Origin of the sequence: Neobacillus sp. NPDC058068 (assembly GCF_042885335.1) — a bacterium.
Classification (GTDB): Bacteria; Bacillota; Bacilli; order Bacillales; family Cytobacillaceae; genus Neobacillus.
In genome coordinates this window covers 449,988-471,022 of sequence record NZ_JBHVSI010000001.1, presented here as the reverse complement: position 1 = coordinate 471,022, position 21,035 = coordinate 449,988, and the positions used below count along the sequence as shown (strand labels likewise).

The 21,035-nt window shown below is 39.0% G+C and carries 17 protein-coding genes; 15 read left to right on the top strand and 2 right to left on the bottom strand.

All coding sequences use genetic code 11. The features are described from left to right. Positions 1 to 312: 312 nt before the first annotated feature. Positions 313 to 1,305, bottom strand: coding sequence for a LysM peptidoglycan-binding domain-containing protein (locus ACFVSW_RS02200; RefSeq protein ID WP_387311635.1), 993 nt, complete (start codon positions 1,303 to 1,305; stop codon positions 313 to 315). Between the two features lie 226 nt (positions 1,306 to 1,531). Here ACFVSW_RS02200 and ACFVSW_RS02195 point away from each other — a divergent pair, with 226 nt between their 5' ends. From ACFVSW_RS02195 to uvsE, 5 genes are all read left to right on the top strand, one after another. Continuing rightward, a complete protein-coding gene (locus ACFVSW_RS02195; protein ID WP_387311633.1) occupies positions 1,532 to 2,071 on the top strand; it encodes a histidine phosphatase family protein in 540 nt (179 codons plus the stop codon). Positions 2,072 to 2,341: 270 nt separating this feature from the next. Further along, positions 2,342 to 3,745 (top strand): M28 family peptidase, encoded by a 1,404-nt coding sequence (locus ACFVSW_RS02190; RefSeq protein ID WP_387311631.1) that lies wholly within the window; start codon positions 2,342 to 2,344, stop codon positions 3,743 to 3,745. A gap of 380 nt (positions 3,746 to 4,125) precedes the next feature. Then, positions 4,126 to 6,366 carry an MMPL family transporter gene (locus ACFVSW_RS02185; protein ID WP_387311629.1) on the top strand — a complete coding sequence of 747 codons (2,241 nt, stop codon included), beginning with the start codon at positions 4,126 to 4,128 and terminating at the stop codon, positions 6,364 to 6,366. A 322-nt stretch (positions 6,367 to 6,688) separates the two neighbouring features. Further along, entirely contained in the window at positions 6,689 to 7,729 is a 1,041-nt protein-coding gene (locus ACFVSW_RS02180; RefSeq protein WP_387311627.1) for a DUF3231 family protein, read from the top strand. A gap of 86 nt (positions 7,730 to 7,815) precedes the next feature. Next, a complete protein-coding gene (uvsE, locus tag ACFVSW_RS02175; protein WP_387311625.1) occupies positions 7,816 to 8,760 on the top strand; it encodes a UV DNA damage repair endonuclease UvsE in 945 nt (314 codons plus the stop codon). 498 nt (positions 8,761 to 9,258) lie between these two features. On the opposite strand, the gene ACFVSW_RS02170 is transcribed toward uvsE, so the two are convergent. Beyond that, complete coding sequence (locus tag ACFVSW_RS02170; RefSeq protein WP_387311623.1) at positions 9,259 to 9,687, bottom strand: YugN family protein; 429 nt, start codon at positions 9,685 to 9,687, stop codon at positions 9,259 to 9,261. 211 nt (positions 9,688 to 9,898) lie between these two features. Here ACFVSW_RS02170 and ACFVSW_RS02165 point away from each other — a divergent pair, with 211 nt between their 5' ends. The 10 genes from ACFVSW_RS02165 (at position 9,899) to ACFVSW_RS02120 (ending at position 21,021) form a co-directional block, all read left to right on the top strand. Next, complete coding sequence (locus tag ACFVSW_RS02165; protein WP_387311621.1) at positions 9,899 to 10,144, top strand: transcriptional regulator SplA domain-containing protein; 246 nt, start codon at positions 9,899 to 9,901, stop codon at positions 10,142 to 10,144. 15 nt (positions 10,145 to 10,159) lie between these two features. Continuing rightward, on the top strand, positions 10,160 to 11,188 hold the full coding sequence (splB, locus tag ACFVSW_RS02160) for a spore photoproduct lyase (RefSeq protein ID WP_387311619.1): 1,029 nt from the start codon (positions 10,160 to 10,162) through the stop codon (positions 11,186 to 11,188). A 345-nt stretch (positions 11,189 to 11,533) separates the two neighbouring features. Then, positions 11,534 to 12,217, top strand: coding sequence for a TerC family protein (locus ACFVSW_RS02155; protein WP_387311674.1), 684 nt, complete (start codon positions 11,534 to 11,536; stop codon positions 12,215 to 12,217). A 265-nt stretch (positions 12,218 to 12,482) separates the two neighbouring features. Next, on the top strand, positions 12,483 to 12,626 hold the full coding sequence (locus ACFVSW_RS02150; RefSeq protein ID WP_387311617.1) for a hypothetical protein: 144 nt from the start codon (positions 12,483 to 12,485) through the stop codon (positions 12,624 to 12,626). A 124-nt stretch (positions 12,627 to 12,750) separates the two neighbouring features. Further along, complete coding sequence (locus ACFVSW_RS02145; RefSeq protein WP_387311672.1) at positions 12,751 to 13,620, top strand: proline iminopeptidase-family hydrolase; 870 nt, start codon at positions 12,751 to 12,753, stop codon at positions 13,618 to 13,620. A gap of 202 nt (positions 13,621 to 13,822) precedes the next feature. Then, positions 13,823 to 13,945, top strand: a complete 123-nt coding sequence (locus ACFVSW_RS02140) for a hypothetical protein (RefSeq protein ID WP_387311615.1) — start codon at positions 13,823 to 13,825, stop codon at positions 13,943 to 13,945. A 355-nt stretch (positions 13,946 to 14,300) separates the two neighbouring features. Further along, the gene (locus ACFVSW_RS02135; RefSeq protein ID WP_387311613.1) at positions 14,301 to 15,545 is read left to right on the top strand and encodes an ATP-binding protein; all 1,245 of its coding nucleotides are present in this window, start codon (positions 14,301 to 14,303) and stop codon (positions 15,543 to 15,545) included. A gap of 181 nt (positions 15,546 to 15,726) precedes the next feature. Continuing rightward, positions 15,727 to 17,448, top strand: coding sequence for a SpoIID/LytB domain-containing protein (locus ACFVSW_RS02130; protein WP_387311611.1), 1,722 nt, complete (start codon positions 15,727 to 15,729; stop codon positions 17,446 to 17,448). A gap of 180 nt (positions 17,449 to 17,628) precedes the next feature. Continuing rightward, positions 17,629 to 18,960, top strand: coding sequence for an MDR family MFS transporter (locus tag ACFVSW_RS02125; RefSeq protein WP_387311609.1), 1,332 nt, complete (start codon positions 17,629 to 17,631; stop codon positions 18,958 to 18,960). 147 nt (positions 18,961 to 19,107) lie between these two features. Further along, the gene (locus tag ACFVSW_RS02120) at positions 19,108 to 21,021 is read left to right on the top strand and encodes an FUSC family protein (protein WP_387311670.1); all 1,914 of its coding nucleotides are present in this window, start codon (positions 19,108 to 19,110) and stop codon (positions 21,019 to 21,021) included. The last annotated feature ends 14 nt before the right edge of the window (positions 21,022 to 21,035 follow it).

The window sequence follows — 21,035 nt, the reverse complement described above, 5'->3', positions numbered from 1 at the left end:
GGGATATTGAGCTCTTGGCAAATATCAACTATCTTTCGGCCATCCAGAACTACTAGCTTGGTAACATATTCTTTAAATTCTTTTGGATAAGTGGTTTTTTTCGCCATGTTAAACACGTCCTTTTTCGTCTTGATATGATTTAAACATGACGCCAAAGCCGGTGTCTATTTTTTATACTAACCTCCAATCTACACCATTTATCAGCGAAAAATGAGTTTTTTCAGCGAATTGAAAAATTGACCTCGTCTGTGAGGTCAATTTTGGTTTAACAGAATGGAGAATCATCATTTCCCCAGAAAGAAGGTCTTAACTTCATTGCCTGGATCCTAAAATTTCCTGCATTTTACGCGACACAAGGGGATAAAAATGATTTCTTGCACTAGTTGTGGAATTGCCCCCGAAAAAGCCAGTGCCGGGGCATGTTTTAACATTATATTCAGGAGCGTTATCTAACACTCTTTCGCCCGTTTTCAAATCCCACCAATGATGATACGTGATACTATCAATGGAAGGAGTTAACCCGAATTTTATACAAAGCAAAGCCGTGATATACACTATCGTTTCTTTTTGTTCTTCGGTCATGACGTCATGACCGATATCAAAGTTGCCAACATTTTCGATGGCGATCCCTGGAGTGTTAGCCTTTGAACCAATTGAACCTTCGGGAGCGCTGTTAAATGGCCTGGACACTGCTACTTTGCCATCCGGAAAGGTAGTGATATTTTGTGCGATATTCTTCCATTTCCTCTCTCTAATGTGGAAATTCTCCATGCTTTTCAACAATTTAAAATGATTGGAGCCATAAAACTGCTTATAGGACGGTGACCACGTGTGATGATGTTGGATTATAGTTATTTTTCGATTAAATTGATTGTGAAATAACCAATCCCTAAATTCCTCCTTGGTCAAAAGAATATACTGTCCTTGGATGGTCATTCTTTTAGGAGGAATCATTAATTGCTGCCCTAAATAGAGTTGATCTGATGATAGTCCATTTGTTGTTTTAATGATCTGAGCTGAAGAAGTATAGGCTTCTGAAATCGTTTCTAGTGTATCTCCGGCAGCAACTTCATAAATAATCGGAACAAATAATTTCTGATTAACTAGTAATGTATCGGATAGCAATCCATTAGCACCTTTTAAATTTTCTACAGATGTACCGTATTTCATTGCAATTGCCGGTAAAGTATCTCCAGATTTGACTGTATAAATATTGCTGGGGTTATTTCCGATTGCATTAGCAGGAGAGATCATTATAAGCATATGTAATATCACACTAAATACTAGTGCAAATGTTTTTTTCATTTGATTACCTCCTTTTATTATGACATTACATTGTTTGCAGAAAACACACTGTTTTATTTTTCTAAAACGGAAATGAAATTATTCAAGGACATGGGAACATCCTCCTTTTCCCATGATTGGTTGTTAAAGGAGGGCGTCGGTGATGAAGTTGTCATGAAGGTAATGCTCTAAAATTATGATATTATAAAAAATTATGAGAAAAAAAGTACTTGATGGAGGGATATGCTTGAAGAGGATTTATTTAATAAGGCATTGTGAGGCCGAGGGACAGCCATTCGAAGCACAGCTATCTGAACGAGGTTTTAGACAAGCGGTTGAATTAACTGAGTTTTTTTCCACTTTCAAAATTGATCGGATTATTTCTAGCCCATTTATGCGCGCGATTCAATCGATTCAGCCGCTTGCTATGCTATTACAGGTTCCGATAGAGGAGGAGCCGCGATTAACAGAACGTGTACTTTCCAATAATAATCTTCCTGATTGGCTTGAAAAACTGAGCGCAACGTTAGATGACCTTGATCTGAAATTTGAAGGGGGAGAGTCCAGCCGGGAAGCAATGCAAAGAATTGTTGGAGTGGTAGAGGAAGTTTTTGTCGGTGAAACTGAAAATACGATTATTGTATCACACGGAAACTTACTGTCTCTGCTATTAAAGTATTTTAATAAAGATTTTGGGTTTGATGAATGGCGGAATCTTAGTAACCCCGATGTATTTATTTTAAAAAGTGAAAATAAAACAGTGTCCATTGAGAGAGTGTGGAAATAAATATAGAGTAAAGTAAAGGGGGGCTACTTACCCAGGAATTAGCACTTATTGCCTACCTAGCATCTGATATAGTGTTTGGGTAGTATTAATGATTATTTCTTGCTTCTTCGACATTATTCTGCATAATACCACCTATCTTTATAGGAAAAATGTTAGCGGAAACGTAGATTTTTCATGCTTTTTGTAAAACTAATAAAGTTTACTAATCTATTAATATCAATGATAATCTACCGGAAACGCTTACATATTTTTAGAAATAGGAGGGTACAAATGAAAAAGAAAAAAGTGATGTCAGTATTATTAACCGCAGGGCTAGTTTTAAGCGTCAATGGAGTATACGCACAAGGAAATGGAGGAGCACCAAACTCAAATGCAGCCTCTGCCTTTGACAACAAGATCATCAAGAAAATTAGTGCCGACAACATGTATAACACGATTGCCTTATTATCGGAGGAACCTCGGACGGCCGGGACTCCTGGAGAGCTAAAGGGAGCACAGTACATAAAAAGCCAGTTTGAGAAGTATGGGTATGAGACGGAGCTACAATCATTTCCAATCTATGATGTTGTAAGAAATAATGTAAAAGGAATTGTAGAAATTGGCGGACAGAATCTAAATCCATACGTTTTTTCTGGCTCGTTTAGTGGTGAGGTAACCGCAGAAGTGGTGAATGTTGGTAAAGCAATTGCCGGCACGGTACCGGATTCTGTAAAAGGGAAGATTGCCTTGATTGAACGCGGTGATAACACCTTTGTTGAAAAAATCCAAAACGTGTTGGATAAAGGTGCGGTTGGTGTCATTATGTACAACAACACCGGGACATCCAATGCGTTTGGCCAAGCAAGTTATGGTCAGAATATTCCGGCTGTAGGCATTACCAGAGCCCAAGGTTTGGCTTTAGTAGATCAAATTAAAGCGGGTCCTATCACTGCTCAATTAAAAGTATCCGGTTCGGGTCTTGTAGAAAAAACGTCCTACAACGTTGTTGCCAAAATGAAACCACATAAAAACAAGGATACCGGCCAGATTGTCATGATTGGAGCACACCATGATTCTGTACCAGGCGGCCCTGGGGCAAACGATGATGCTTCAGGTGTATCGGCCGTACTAGAGCTTGCCAGAGTCATGTCCAACATGCCAATTGATACAGAACTTCGTTTCGTTACATTCGGCTCCGAGGAAAAAGGCCTGTTAGGATCCTATCATTATGCCAGCACATTAAGTGATGCCGAGGCGGATAAGATTGTAGCTCACTTCCAAATGGACATGATTGGCAGTAAGGATGCCGGCGGTGATCATGCTGCAAACGGATTAATCATGTATACCATTGATGGAAAGAAAAATTTAGTCACAGATCTTGCTGCGTCTGCAGGTGCAAGAACGGCATTGGGTGAAGTTGTTCCGTATGGTCAATTGGGACGCAGTGACCATCAGCCGTTCCATGAGCTAGGAATTCCGGCAGCCCTGTTCATTCACTCGCCACTTGAGCCATGGTATCATACTCCAGCAGATACCATCGATAAAATTGATAAAAACAAATTACAAGAAACGGCGGAAATTGTGGGAGCATCCGTTTATCAAATTGCACGGCCAGAAACGCCAGCCTTAGAACATTCCCGCGTTGCCCCTAAACCGGTTGATTATGACTTTGAAAATCGCCCTCCAGGAGCATAATAAATTTTAATAAAAGAATGGCGGAAGGAATTTGTCCGCCATTCTTTGGTTTTATTAACGTGATCATAGACCTTATCGAGAAAAAGTAAAACAAATATTAAGAAGTAAGAATCACAAAACGACTAGAATTACTTGCTTAGTCGTTTTTGTTTTATTTCCAATAATTTTTTAAATGATTACATTTTATGGGTATTATCTTATAAGATATAACTAATCAGCTGATAAGTAATGAAGGGATTAGCTAAAAATGGAAGCTGAAAGAAAATCGAATTTAATTGTTACCATCATTATTGAAGGATTAAGTGGCTAATAAAAGCAGCCACCTCTTTTTTGCTTATTACTTATCAACTGATAAGGAGGAGAGAGGGAGATGAAAAACCATGATCCGAATCTGGGCCAAACGGTATGGAGCATTTGTAAGTGGAAGGAAAGGACGATGGATCACTTTATTTACTTGGATTGTGCTGATTCTGGTGTTGAATGGATTATTGCCACAGGCAAATTCACAAAAAAATGAACGCGCTAACATTTTCGTGCAAGAAACAGATTCTTCCAAGGCTAATGAAATCATCGATAGGGAATTTAGTACAAACAAAGGGACCCCAGCCTTACTAACGTGGTACAAGGCAAGTCGTTTATCAGATGCTGATCTAGCTTCTATCCAAGGATTAACAAAAAAGCTTACGGATCAACCGATTAAAGGTACGATTGTTCCACCTTTTCATGACATTCCACTTCCAGTTTTAAAAAATCAAGCGTCAAAGGATGGAACAACCCTTGTTTTACCGATTGTTTTTGATAAAAACCTTGAAACAGCAGAGATATCAAATCGTCTGGGAGAGCTGAAGAAGACTGCAAAATCAATATTTCCAAAAGATCCTTTTACGAGTAGTCTGAAGGATGAGAAGAATGTACTCGTTAGGGTAACGGGTCCAGCTGGGGTAACAGTGGATGCCACCGAATTATTTAGTCGAGGAGATCTTTCATTATTATTCGGGACAGTGACGATTGTCCTTCTCTTTTTACTGATTATTTATCGCTCGCCTATTTTGGCGCTTATTCCACTTGTCGGCGTTGGAATGGCATATATGCTGATTAGTCCTATTCTTGGGTGGTTAGGCAGAGATGGAATCATTGAATTTGATGCGCAAGCAATTTCCATTATGACTGTTCTGTTATTTGGTGCCGGGACGGATTATTGCTTATTTATTATTGCGCAATTTCGTAAAAATTTACGGGAGGAGGAAGATAAATTTACAGCCATTCGACGCGCGTTCTCACTCTCCTCAGGGGCAATCTTTATGAGCGGGCTAACCGTTGTTGTCTCCTTGCTGGTATTATTGGTTGCAAATTATGGGTCTGTGCATCGGTTTGCCATTCCCTTTAGTTTAGCCATCTTGATTATGATGGCCGCGAGTTTGTCACTTATTCCAGCACTCTTAAGCATTCTAGGCAGAACGTCCTTTTATCCATTTGTTCCTCGGACAGACGAGATGGCTGTAAAATTGGCTGTAAAAAAAGGGAAAGAAGTAAAAACGCGAAAAAACAAAGCAAATTTAGGTGTATATGTTGGAAAACTTGTCAGCTTTAAACCTTGGAGAGTTATGCTTACAACCCTCGTAATATTAGGCCTATTTGCTCTATTTTCGACAAAGATTGAAACAACGTATGACACACTCTCATCCTTCCCAAAAGATATGCCGTCACGTGAAGGATTCGACATTTTGTCAAAGAAATTTAATCCTGGTGAATTGGCCCCGATTAGTGTCATTGTAAAAGGGAATGGTTCGGAAGCGAACTTGAAAGAGAAACTAGAGAACTTACCTTTTGTTGCTGAGGTTTCCAATGCGGTGAAAGGGGAGAAGGATCCTGCCTTCATCAAATATGAAATTGGATTGAAAATGAATCCGTATTCGAATGAGGCAATGGCCCATATACCGGAGCTTAAAAAAGAAATACAATTCTACATCAAGCAATCCGGTGGTGATGAACGCAATATATGGATTGGAGGAATGACGGCCGAACAATATGATATAAGTCAAACAACGAAAGTGGATTCAAGCCTAGTGATCCCACTTATTATTGGCCTGATAGCCATTTTACTTTTACTCTATTTGCGTTCAATCACAGCTACTGTTTATTTAATTGGGACTGTTCTCTTGTCTTATTTTAGTGCATTAGGCTTAGGGTGGATTATTTTACATTATGGCTTTGGCGTTGAAGCCATTCAAGGATTTATTCCCCTCTACGCGTTTGTTTTTATTGTAGCTCTCGGTGAAGATTATAATATTTTCATGATTTCGAGTATATGGAGAAAAAGTAAGGAAATGCCGCTGAAAAGAGCAATTAAAGAAGGTGTTTCGGAAACTGGCGGTGTTATTACCTCTGCTGGGATTATCTTGGCTGCAACGTTTACTGTTTTAACCACATTACCGATACAAATCCTTGTCCATTTTGGAACAATAACGGCAATTGGCATCCTATTGGATACATTTATCGTTAGACCGTTTTTAGTTCCTGCTCTAACCTCTATATTCGGGCAAGGTGCGTTTTGGCCTTCCAAGAAAAGAATGGAAGCAGTACGGATTTTTAAGGACAAAGAAGTAATTCGGAATGGATAAATGATGTGCAAGGGCAGTAGTCATTAAGGCGGACTGCCCTCTTTTTCGCATATTTTATTGCTTCAATTGATTTAATTCTTCGATACATTCTCGGACAAGAGTTACCGCCTGACTCATCGTTTATCAAAATAAAAAAGGGAATAAAAAATACTCAGGATGACATTAGTCTTCCTGAGTATTTTTATGTTTTCGGTTTCTAACTTCTTTTGTACAACTAAAACACTAAAATCAAAATTAGTAAAAAAAGTATGTAATGATTAACGGTTGTGTTGGTAAAACTACAATTGTGATAAGTGAAAATGCGAGGATAAGGGGAATACTGATGGATATTATTAATCCAATGGATATATTAAAACCAATCAATATAAGTACGAAGGAATTAGATGAAAATCAACCTTTAACAACTGTTGAAATGGGGAAACTTTGGGTTACTTATGTTGGAAACAGTATGTCTGGACAAATTATCAGTTATTTTCTTCAACATTGCGAGGATGAATCTATTCGGACACTATTGGAAAATGGTTTAGCTGCATCTAAGGACTTTATGCAGAGGATCGAAGGTTTTTATAAGAAAGGTAATTTTCCTATTCCTGCAGGATTTGGTGAAGATGATATAAATCTTGGTGCCCCGCGTTTATATGAAGATGCATTTTACGTGCATTATTTAAAATATGCTGCTAAGGCAGGTCTAAGCATTTACGCAATAGCGGTTCCATTAGCAATGAGGGAGGAAATAAGGGAGTTTTTTGTTTATTGCAATCAATGCACTAGCATCCTTTTGGGGCAGATAAACAATGTTCTAGTTGAAAAAAAATTAATTGCAAAACCTCCTATTATTCCAACACCTGATGGAGTTGATTTTATTAAAAATCAAAGTTACTTAAATGGTTTTGTTGGCGATGTTAGACCATTACATGCATTAGAAATTACCCATCTTTATGATAACATTGAGAATAACGCCACAAGTAAGGCATTATTACTGGGATTTTACCAGACTGTTAAAGATGAAAAGATAAAGGCTTTGTTTAAACGAGGTTTAAATATGACTGATAAATCAGTGAAGCAATACATGGAAAAACTTCAAATTGAACACCTGCAAACACCATCGTTTATAGACCATTTAGTCACAACATCTGCAAATCCTCCATTTTCGGATAAAATTATGTTATTTCATAAAGTGGACATGTTCTCCATGAAGATTAGGTCATTTGGGAACTCCCTTGCTGTAAACGGAAGAAGAGATTTAGGCATGTTATATGTAAAAACTCTGATAAACATTGGCTTATTTGTCGATGACGGAGCGAATATCTTGATTGAAAAAGGGTGGATGGAATCACCGCCAAAAGCATTTGACAGAGTTTAATTTTCATCCAATTCGTCTGTAATAAATGTTTTTACCTTTCTCCTATTTACTCTTACAAACTTGAAAAATATATAAGGGGAACAATGATGAAGATTCGTTTTGGATACGTCGCGACTGCATTAGGTTTATGGGATGCAAGCCCTTCAAAAACTTTAACTTTTACTCGGTATGCAGCTCTTCCTAAAAATGAACGTATGGAAAAACTCAAATTGGTAACGGCACAAAATTTACAACATACAAAAAGAATTTTGCATTATAATATCGCGCACGAAATCACATTATACCGTTTTTCAAGCTCATTAGTCCCCTTAGCAACCCATCCTGAAGTGATGTGGGATTTCATTACTCCTTTCAAATCGGATTGGGAAGAGCTTGGACAATTGATCCAACAATTTCAGCTTCGTCCGAGTTTTCATCCTAATCAATTTACCCTTTTCACGAGTCCGCGCACAGAAGTGACCATGAATGCTGTGAAGGATATGGACTTCCATTATAAGATGCTCGAGGCAATGAAGGCATTGAAGAGAGGGATTATCAATATTCATATTGGCGGCGCTTACGGTGATAAAGATACATCATTAGAACGTTTTCATCAAAATATAAAAAAATTACCAAACGAAATAAAAAAGCAAATGACGCTGGAAAATGATGACAAGACCTATAATGTTGAAGAAACTTTGGTTACTTGTGAAAAAGAAAAGATACCGATGATTCTTGATTATCACCACTTTATGGCGAATAAGGGGGGAGTTGACCTTTCGCTTTTTTTACCACGGATCTTTAACACATGGAATACGATTCCAAAGGTTCATATTTCCTCGCCCAAATCAGATCAAGCCTATCGTTCACATGCAGATTTTGTCTCTTTGGACTTCATCCTTCCTTTTTTGAAAATGGCAAAGGTACTTAATCGAGACTTTGACATTATGATTGAAGCGAAAAAGAAGAACCTTGCGATGTTGCAACTTATCGAAGAAATCGCATCGATTCGGGGAGTCAAACGTCTATCTGGCGGTGAGGTGGAATGGTGAACAAAAAGCTAGGGGAATGAGCTGAAACAATGACTATTGTTCGTTTAGGATATGTAGCCATGAGCATGGAATTAAAAAACGCTTCACCCTCGTTTGTTCTCGATTATCATCACCACCTTGTATGATTTAGAAAAAAAGAAAAGATGAAGCATTATTTCAGTTAATGGAAGAGATAAAAACGTGGGATGACGTGGAAATAATTGATGGCTCTTCGTTTCACTTAAGAGGAAATGAAGAGCCATCGATATTTTTTCCTTGAATAAAATTCTAAAGTGCTTTGCCGTGATTTTTTCAATAGCTGTGTTAAAGTACAATGTTAATTTTGAGCACAATGTTGATTGGAGTGGAAGGCGCGAGACTCCTGCGGGAGCAGCGGGACAGGTGAGACCCCGCAGGCGCTTTAGCGCCGAGGAGGCTCACCGCCCGCCCCGCGGAAAGCGAAGCGCCTGGAACGGAAATCAACATTCACTTTTAACACAGCCTTTTCAATAATTGTCATTATGAAACTAATAATCCATTGATCGAACTAAATACTTGTTGAATTGCCTCATTACCGGCTTTCTCCCATCTGCTTTTATCATAAATATAGCCGTCTGTATCCAATGGTGTTTGAAATTGCTCAAGCCCTGAGGTAGCAGTTACGAAGGAGTTTTCATCATGATCTAATCCAATATTAACGACATGCTTGATGACAAAAGGTGTTCCAAACTCAATCAACGCATTCGTATGATCTAAAGCACCATCTAAAACATATATAGGAACTCTTAGATAAATAGACTCTCCGCCATCACGATATAACAATGCATCAAATTTCCCTTGGTCATAATCAAAATTACTACAAAAACTACATCCCATTGAATAAAAGATATCCCGAACTGCCCCAAAATAAGCCCTTTTCCCCTCAATTTCCGTTTGCAACGTAATCATATTCAATTCACTCCTGTATTCAAAATATCTGTTACTATTCTTTACTAGATATTAAAAAAAATACTTATCTCCAATTTGGAATTGGAAAATGTTATTTTCTCTTTTTTTAAGGCTTCGAATAACTTATGGGATGTAACAAATCCTAATGAACAAAGGAGGTGCTAATATTGTCAAATCAGCAAAGTACAAACCGTGATAGGAAGGTGAAGGTATGGAAATAAATCAAGAGTATACCTCCTATAATCCAGGAGACGTTGTATACGTCTTTTACCGAAATCCTCATATACAAAATGTTGCAAATATACAGGAAGCCGCCGTTGTGAAAAATCCGGAGAATCCCAATGAATTGGCTATTTTTCTGTATGAAACTTATTATCCCTTAACAAACGAAATGGCTGTTTACACTAGCGAAGCCGATGCCTTAAACGCCTTTGAACAGTATTTCGGGTATGAATAGAATGGGGATAACTACATGAATAAACCATTTACGCCGCAGCTTGTTTTCTTTGAACCAAAGGCTTTGGACTATCCGCTCGGTCAGGAGCTAAAAGAAAAATTCGAGAAAATGGATGTGGAAATTCACTATACCACCTCACATAATCAAGTCAGAAATCTTCCTGGTGATACTGATTTTCAACGGTACAGGATCGCAAAGTCAACACTCGTAGTTGGCATCAGAAAAACACTTAAGTTCGATACATCGAAACCTTCTGCGGAATATGCGATCCCTTTTGCGACCGGCTGTATGGGGCATTGTCATTATTGTTATTTGCAGACAACGATGGGATCGAAGCCTTATATACGTACCTACGTCAATGTGGAGGAGATTTTGGAAGCGGCTGATCAGTATATGGAGGAACGTGCCCCTGAAATTACACGGTTTGAAGCATCATGTACTTCCGACATTGTTGGCCTCGATCATCTGACGCATACGTTAAAGCGGGCGATCGAACACTTTGGGAAAACGGATCTTGGCAGGCTGCGTTTTGTGACAAAATTTCATTATGTTGATCATTTACTGGATGCGAAACATAATGGAAAAACAAGATTTCGCTTTAGTGTCAATGCCGATTATGTGATTAAAAATTTTGAGCCAGGCACATCGCCTTTAGTGAAGCGAATTGAAGCAGCTGGTAAAGTAGCCAGAGCCGGCTATCCATTAGGGTTTATCGTGGCACCCATATACTTGCATGAAGGATGGGAGGATGGCTACTATCATATGTTTGATCGTCTCGATGCCGAGTTGCCGCTGGAAGCAAGGAAGGATATCACATTTGAGTTTATTCAACACAGGTTTACCAAACCTGCAAAGAGAGTGATTGAAAAAAATTACCCGATGACGAAATTAGAATTGGATGAGTCTGCTAGAAGATATAAATGGGGGAAATATGGTATCGGCAAATATATTTATCAAAAAGAGGAAGAAGAGGAGATAAAAAGTAAGCTTTATTCCTATATGGAAAAGTTTTTCCCGCATGCAAAACTGGAATACTTTACTTGAAAATTAAACCGGTCAACTTTTGAAACACACGCTATTTCATTCGAAAATCGTGTGTTTTTCATTTCCATATTATGGTCCTTATTAAGCGATAATCAAGTCCAAAATTGGTTTTTGGTTCATATATTTAAGCGTCTTACATACATATTAAGTAGAGTGTCCAATCAATGGGCCCTCTCTGTGAAATATCTGTACAAGCTGTAAGTTCACATTGGAAAATAAATAGCTGTTCATTTCCTTTTTAATCTCGTTTCCTTGGTTTAAAAGGGAAGTCTATAAACGGAAAGGGGAAACAGGCCGGTGGAACTCCTACATGAGATATTAAATAGTTATAGTACATTTTTTTCAATGGAGACCTTTGAGAAGGTTGTGTCGGATCCCGCCAGCTGGGGAATAATTGGTACCCTTATTATTCTGGAAGGATTATTATCTGCTGATAACGCCCTCGTCTTGGCGGTGATGGTGAAGCATCTTCCGACGGAACAACGTAAGAAAGCCCTATTCTATGGCATTTTTGGCGCCTATTTCTTCCGGGTTGTCGCTATAGGGTTAGGGGTATCCTTAATCAACATTCCTTGGATTAAAATTGTTTGCGGGCACTATCTTTTATGGATTGTCTTTCAAAACTTTTTTCAAAAAAAGGAAGAGGAAGATGGAGTTCAAAATAAAAAGATGGGATTCTGGAGAACCGTTTTAACCGTGGAGCTGATGGACATTGCTTTTAGTTTTGACAGTGTAATTGCGGCTTTTGGGGTTTCAAATCAGGTTTGGGTATTGTTTTTGGGAGGAGTTCTGGGTATCTTAATGATGCGCGGGGTAGCTCAGTTATTCCTGGTATTAATTGAAAGAGTTCCTGAATTTGAAACAACCGCGTTTATTCTAATTGCGATAATAGGAGTAAAAATGATCATTGCAGCATTTGGATTCTATATGAATGAAGTCGTTTTCTTTAGTATTTTAATCGCGGTATTCTTGGGTACATTCGTCGTTCATTTATTTAAGAATCATTCAGGAAATGAACCGACTATGTAAAATCTTTTTAAAGGGGAAGGACAAATCGTTCTTTCCTTTTAATTTTATCAATTGATAGGTCAAAAAAATATAAAAATAGGAATATTATCTAGGGGATTTAGCAGTATAAGGGGTGAGCTGCTGTTATGTTGGCTCTCAAATTAGATAGTATGTAATAAGCAATACCCACATCTCAGAAGAGAAGTTGAACAACAGTCGCTTTTTTTTTATGGCTGTTAAGGCCAAATTTTTCAATTGGTTAAATACATAAGAAGGAGGAAGAGAAATGACAAATCGTAATAACAATCGAAATCAGCCGCATACCGGGGGTAGTCAAGGAAAGGCAAGCGATACCGAATTTGGCGCAGAGTTAGGATTAAGCAAAAAAGCGAGAAAAAGAGCTGCCAGAGAAAGTAAAAAGAATCAATAGGCATATTGTGACTAAAGGAACTGATTGTCATCTCAGTTCCTTTTTAAATGGACTGAAAAGATTCTATCCGTGTTGCTGCACATTATGGTAAAATTGGATATTATGGATTTAAAAGGGGGAAACAATTGTGCTGCAAGAGGGCTTTATTGAAGTAACCGGAGGCAAGGTCGCTTATCAACTGTTTAATCGACAAGCAGCTGGAACACCTGTGATTATTTTACACGGGGGACCTGGTTCGTCTTGCTATTCGCTGCAAGGGTTAAAAGCGCTAGCGGAAGATCGTCCGGTTATTTTCTATGATCAATTGGGATGCGGAAAATCGGACAGGCCGACTGACACGTCGCTGTGGCGGCTTGATCGATTTGTGGAGGAATTAGCACAGGTTAGAAATGCATTGAATCTTGATGAAGTACATATTTTAGGGCATTCGTGGGGGACAACGCTTGCAGCTGCGTACTGTTTAACGAAACCAAGCGGCGTGAAAAGTGTTATTTTTTCTAGTCCATGCCTAAGCGCCCCATTATGGGAACAAGACCAAAAACGCAATCTAAAGAAGCTGCCAATCGAAATTCAAGAAACAATCAAACAATGTGAAGAAAATGGTACAACCGATTCTGAGGAATTTAAAGCGGCAATCGAGGTTTTTAACAATCATTTCGTTTGCAGAATCCCAAGACCGGAACATTTATCACAAGGGTCACACTATCGTAACCCTGAAATTTATAACATTATGTGGGGACCGTCTGAATTCACTGTGCTTGGCAATCTGAAAGAATTCGATTGTACTTCACGGTTAAAGGAAATCAACTGCCCAGCGCTATTCACATGCGGGCGTTTTGATGAGGCAACACCTGAAACTACCCAGTATTACAGCAGTTTAACACCTGATTCGAAATTCCACGTGTTTGAAAATAGCGCCCATTTACCGTATATCGAGGAACCGGAAGCGTTTCTGCAGGTGATAGGCAGCTTTTTAAAAACAATCGATTCCTAATAATCTCTGAACAAAAAGATAATCCACCCATGAGGTGGATTATTTCAGAAATTTTGACGTCCATCCGCTAATTAGCAGCAAGGGTGATACATTGGAAAACAGCATGGGTTGAAAGCGGGCGGGCAGCATGGATTGTACATCGGCGGTGGACAACACGGATTCATTGGCGGTAGACAACACGGATGTATAGGCGGCGGACAACATGGATTCATCGGCGGCAGACAGCACGGATCATACATTGGATAACAACAAGGTTCTTGAACCGGATAATAACTTGGCTGCTGATAAACTTGTGGTGCGATATAAGGGATATTTGGGACATTAGCTGGGGAAACAGGTTGGTTTGGCATAATATTTGGACTCACAAACGGCAAGTTGGGCATGTTATTTGCAATTGGTTGGTTTGCCATGATATTGGAACTTACCATTGGCTTATTTGGCATAGTATTAGGACTTACATAGTGCTTTTTTTCCATTATTGATCTCTCCTCATCCATTTTTCATACAAGATAGTCTATGTGTCTATATGCAGGAGTGTATAGACAAATCCCCAATCAAACATCTCCATTACCTCTGTTCTATTTTTCATAAAATTTCATTTTAAAATAAATTAGTGAAGGAATGAAGTAGGATTTTGTCGAATTAATATAAGTAAATATGTCTATTACGAGGACAAAGAAATGAATAAATTCGGACAAGCTTTTCTCGTGTTAATTTCCATCTTATTTACCAGCTATCAGCACTTCATCCATAATGAGCCATTTTTTACTTTAGACTTTGTTATTTTTACCGTAATTGCTTGGTTTGTTGGCTGGCAATATGATAAGGCACGATTCTATGAAAAAAATGCACGTGCAAGTGAGGACAGCTATAAGCAATTGATCGATTCATTGCCTGAACCCGTTTATGTAACATGCGAGCATCGGCTGCTTTTTGCTAATCATGCGGCAGTATCCATGATTGGTGCGACAAATAAAGAGGAGGTAATCGGTAAATTTATTACTGATTTCATTGTACCTGAGTATGAGAACCGTTTAATGGAACGATTTAAGCAGATTAAGAAAGCGAAACAGCCAGTAAACACCATTGAATACAAAGCGAAGCGTTTGGATGGAACGGTGTTTTTCTTCGAAGTTTCTTCGTTGTCCATTGTTTTTGGCGGAAAAGCGGCGATACTATCAATTGGAAAAGATGTTACTGAAAGAAAAGAACAAACGAGCCAACTGTTGCAAAAGTCTGAAAAGCTGGCCTTGCTCGGTCAAATGGCAGCCGGCATTGCCCATGAAATAAGGAATCCCCTTACTTCGATAAAAGGATTTATTCAGTTGTTCAAGTTCGACCATCTTCAAGATGAATACTATGATATTGTGTTAGCTGAACTTGATCGAATCAACGAAATTGTCGGTGAATTCCTGGTTCTCGCCAAACCGTCGGCAGCTGTATTAGTCGAAAAAGATGTAAAGGTATTAATAAAAGATGTAGTAACCTTATTTAATAGTCAATCCATTTTGAAAAACGTCCAGATTTTTGTCGAATATGAAAGTGATTTGCCAATGATCAGCTGCGAGGAAAATCAGTTAAAGCAGGTTTTTCTCAATCTGCTTAAGAATGCTGTGGAAGCCATGCCGGCCGGTGGAAATATTGAGGTTAAAGTAATGGCAAAAGGCGATGGTCATGTTGCTATTCAGATTGTCGATCAAGGTGTTGGGATACCGGAGGAACGGATTCCAACACTTGGAGAGCCTTTTTATACCACTAAGGAAAAGGGAACCGGTCTTGGCCTGATGACCTGCTTTAAAATTATCGAAAGTCATCACGGTAAGCTTACCATTCAAAGTAAGGAAAAAGTGGGAACCACCGTAGAAATCATCTTACCGACGATTAAACAGCAGTTATTGAGACAGGAAATGAGTTATCAGCATTAAACTTAGTCGATAAAAATTATAGCCTCAGTCGTTAATATAAAGGCTGGCGAAATAAGGCTTGAGGGCATTTTCCTCAAGTTTTTTAATTGGAAAAAATAATCCATTGTCCGTTTCTAAACTATTACTATATGATTATCCTGAACAACGGATACGATTAATAGTTTTGGAGGGGAAACTTAGATTGAGAAAAATCCTGCTTACAGTCGTAGCTTTTGCCTTACTTATTTCTTTTCTTCCTGCTGGACGTGGTTTTGCACTGCAGCCAGAACCGCTCGTAAAAGTGAAGTTGATCAATTTTTTGGGAAACAAAACGGAAATCAGCTTAGAACCAAATGGTGATTATCTTACAAATGACCCGAATGTTAACTTACAATCAGGGAGCACCTATCTATTAAGACAAGTAAATGGAAAACTATCACTATATAAGGATGGAAGCTTTCTAAATTCATTTGAAACCTTTTCTGTCCAGCCTCAAAAGCCTAATTCCCAACTATCAATTAATAATCGTTTGTACCTTGGCAGCTTTGATTTTTTCATCGAAAACAAGCAATTTGTCCGACCGGTCAATTCTGTTTTAATGGAAGATTATTTAAAAGGTGTTGTTCCGATTGAAATGTATCCTTCCTGGAATATTGAAGCCTTAAAAACTCAAGCCGTGGCTGCAAGGACATACGCGTTGAGTTATCTAAATCGCGATGTAATTGAGGATACGATTTCTTATCAGGTATACGGCGGCTATAATTGGACAACAAATACGACAAAAGCGGTTGATGAAACGAAAGGTCAGGCTGCCCAATTTAATGGGCGCCTCATTGATGCTGTTTATTCGGCCAGCAATGGCGGGATGACCGAAAGTAATACCAATGCTTGGGGATCTCAAGCCGTTCCTTATTTATCGGTAAAAAAAGATAGCTATGATTCAAAGACAGTTTGGGACTTTTCCTTCCGTAAAACCCAAATTGACCTTACCTCAAAGGATTTATCAAATTCGGCCGCATGGTGGTCCACAACCAATGAAGCCGATGTGACGATTTCCACTAATATTAAATTGTGGTTAAGCAACAATGGTTATACAAGCAAAGACATTAAAATTGTTTCCATTTCTGATTTTTCACTTCATAGTCCAGGTTCTGGCGGTCGGGTCAGTAAAGGAAGCATTACGATAGACTATTTAGCTAAAGATAAAGTAGACGAAGCCGGGAAATTGATACTGCAGCGTGTTGTTTTTTCAAATGTGAATGCATCAACCATAAGAGCAATGATTGGAAACCGGGTGATGTTAAGCTATTTAATTAATAAAATAGATACGAATGCAACTGTTGTTACTGTTAGGGGTTCTGGTGATGGTCATGGTGTCGGCATGAGTCAATGGGGTGCTAAATACATGGCTGATGCAGGGAAGTCGTATGAAGAAATTTTGAAGTTTTATTTTACAGGGATTACGCTTGTCAACATGTATGAAGCTACATCCCATAGTGGAAGTGAGCCAACTACTGCGCCAACTTCTCAAAGTGAAAGTCCCGTAACTGTAGTAAAAACCGGCTGGGTAAAAGAGAACGGAAAGTGGTTCTACCTCAAATCAGGCGGTGTTAAGACGACTGGTTGGCTGAAAGATGCCAACAAATGGTATTATTTAAACAAAAATGGTGAAATGCTTACTGGCTGGCAAAAGGTCAGTGGCAAGTGGTATTATTTAGAGCCAAGCGGTGCAATGGCAACGGGTTGGTTGAAGGATAAAGAAGTATGGTACTATCTAACTTCTTCCGGTGCGATGGCAACTGGCTGGATTACGGTAAATGGTAAACGGTACTTTTTGACCGCCAATGGCGCAATGGTGACAAACAAGCAATGGATAAGTGGAAAATGGTATCTATTTCATGCTAGTGGTTATTTCATAAAATAAGAAAAGGTTCTTTATAGAAAACCATGTTTACCTGTTCGAGGGCTCCGACTTTATAGTTGGGCCTATTCTTTTGCTAAAAAATAGTTAGGTTAATAAGTTGCATTTTGTTATAATAGTAGAAGTGAATTAAAAAAATGTAAAAAAGAGGAAATGTTTTTCTGTGGCATTTGGGAGGTATTTATGGGAAAAAATAGATTTGTATTTTGGGCTTTAGTAATAACAACCCTTATTTCGGCGTTGGATGCTAATATTATGCAGACGGCAAGTCCGACGATTGTCAAGCAGCTTGGCGGCATGGAGCTGTTTGCCTGGATATTTGTTGTTTATATGTTAGCAAGTACGGTTACGGTCCCGCTTTACGGGAAATTATCGGATATGTACGGAAGAAAAAGATTACTAATTATCGCCGTGGGGATCTTTACAATCGGTTCGGTTCTTTGCGGAATGGCGAATTCGATGGTCATGCTCGTGGTTTATCGGGGTGTTCAAGGTCTAGGGGCTGGCGGTATGATTCCGCTTTCGATGATCATCGTCGGTGACTTGTTTACGATTGAAAAGCGGGGCAGGATTCAAGCGGTTTTCAGCACCATTTGGGCGCTATCTTCGATTGTTGGTCCTGTTTTAGGCTCGTTTTTCGTCGAAGCACTGACGTGGAGATGGATATTCTTTATCAATATTCCAATCGGCATTGCCACTGTGCTATGCTTGCTTCCTTATAAGGAACAAATTGAATTTAAGAAGACCCATATCGACTTTAAAGGATTCTTCCTTTTCGGAGCATCGATTACGCTGTTATTGTTAGCGACAAATATGAGTAATCCGCTCTGGTACGCTATTATTGGAGTTATTGGTTTGATTATATTTGTCATAGTGGAACGGAAAGAAGCACATCCCTTTCTACCTGTTGCTTTATTTAAGAACAAAGGGTTATTTTCGACAAACCTGTTCATGCTAGTGTACTGCTTATCTTTCTTCGGGACATCGAACTTTATTCCATTGTTTCTGCAGGAAGGTGCGCATATGAGTATTTATAAAAGCGGTCTAATCCTGTTAAGTATTGCGGTAGGCTGGATGTTTGGCAGTACTCCTGCTGGAAATTGGATTATCCGCTTCGGCTATAAGCCTTTATTTATTACTGGAAGTTTTATTACCGCCCTATCAGGATTGGCACTATTTTTATTTATTAAAGATTTATCTTATACGAATTTGTTTATCATTCTGACCATCCAGGGATTTTCCTTTGGTTTATTGTTTGCGATTGGAACGATTGCTTCTCAAGAATTTGCCGATTCTTCAATCAAAGGAGTGTCGACGTCACTGCAAATGTTCTTGCGAAATATTGGGACATCCATCGGCGTTACAGTGATGGGGCTGTTCATTAACCATGCAGCAAACATAATCGTTGGAATGCAAAACGTATTTCTTTATGCCTTTTGCTTAAGTTTAATTACCGTCGTTTTGAGCTTCCTCATCCCATCAAAAACGGGGGCATTGAGTGAGAATCAATCGTAATCCTCGATAATCTAGAAAAGAGACCGCACATTAATGTCCGGTCTCTTTTCTTTGGTGTTTAAAAAAGCCGCAAAGGATTAGAGCAATTGGAGAATACTATTGATAAATCAAATGTTTTCCAAGAAAGCGGGTTGCGTAGTGGCAAAGATGAGAAATTGGTCAACATTCGGAACGATAACAAAACAGGCATTTGAAATTAAAAAGAATCCTTTTCCATGGAAAAAAGCTATTTGTGCTGGTTTTTGTGCGGCAATCCCGGCCCTCATTGGATTGCTCAGCGGAAATTTAGCCTATGGAATGCAGGCAGGGATTGGGGGTTTTACCTTTCTTTATGTATTTAATGAACCCTATGCACAGAGGGCAAAAAAATTATTTTGGGTGATGATTGGGCTCAGCCTATCAGTTGGTTTAGGAACGATGCTTGCACCGTATCCATGGTTATTCGCATTAATGGTCGGAGTTATTGGTGCAGTAGGGACATTTATTTTTGGTGCCTTGCAAATTCCAGGGCCAGCAGCGGTGTTTTTTGTTTTATGTTTTTCGATGACGTCTGGAATGCCGATTGATCCTGCCCTTGCTCCATTGAGAGCCAGTCTTGTTTTATTGGGTGGGCTGCTTTCATGGGTAATTGGAATGGCTGGTTGGCTTTATCAACCACATGCTCCTGAAATGAGGGCGGTAAAAAAAGTATATTCCGAACTGGCATGCTTTTTAGATTCAATCGGTACAGCAGACTATAATCAGGCAAGGCACAGAACCGTGATGCAGATGAGGGCTACGGATGATATTCTGTTGGCGGGTTACATTTCATGGCGAAGTACGGATTTATTCAACCGGTTAATTTTGTTAAATAATCATGCAAACGAAATATTTATCCATGTCATGGAACGTTTTTCCGAACAAAGCGGCAAACTGCCGCATGAATTAGCAGCAGCTGTCAGGGGGATTGTCCATTCAATCGATCATAAAATGGACACGCGATTTACTTTTCGCCAGCCTGATGAAATGGATGAAGGCATCGACCGATTGTTTCGCAAAATATTTGATGCCGATGCCATTTTGAATGAGCCTGTTTCGAAAATCAATCAAGACATAAAAATCTTTAAGCGTTCATTACCGACAGTATTCGGCGGGGCTTTTGACAAGAACTCGGTTGTGTTTCTTTCTGCCGTTCGCTATGGAGCAATCCTTACGATTGCGGCGATTGTTGCATATTCTTTTGATTTTTACCGATCCTATTGGATTCCATTATCCTGTGCGGCTGTGATGCTTGGTTCTACCATAATATCTACCTTTCATCGGGCTATTCAGAGAACTTTAGGTACTATTATTGGAATACTGGCGGCGAGTATCGTTCTTTCAGCAAACCCCCAAGGAATTTTTATTATCTTAATTATTTTTTCACTGACAACCTTGACAGAGCTTTATATTGTTAGGAATTACGCACTTGCTGCGATGTTTATCACTCCCAATGCCTTATTAATTGCCGAAAGCTCGACACATTTACATAAGCTGTCTATTTTTGCCACTGCAAGAATCACAGATGTGTTAATTGGGTGCTTCATTGGGTTGATCGGTACTTATTTGACAGGAAGAAGATCAGCCTCAAGCAGGCTGCCACATGCCATCGCTAAAACAATTAGAAGCCAGATGCAGTATTTCCAGGTGTTATTTTCAGCGCAAAGCAAAGGCTATTCTTTTGGTAAAATCCAGGCACAAAGCAAAATGCACACGAATTTTGATAATTTAAAAATTATCTATACAACAGCGTTAGGGGAAATCCCAAACAATAAAACTGCTTTAGCGGAACTTTGGCCCGCTATTTTTTCAATGGAACAGCTGCGGTTTCATCTCAATGCTTGTTTAAAAATAAAGGACCGGCCAATCCTTCCAGATGAAAGCCTTGCCCAAATATTATTCGTTTTTGAATCAATGGCAAGCGCAGTTGAACATAAACAATCTGTAGTGAGAAAGAGGATACCAAAAATAACGGGATTCTCAAAAATTCAAAAAGAAATCGCAGACCTGCAAAACGCTTTGGGGGAAAAACAATTCAATTAATAGTAAAATAAGTA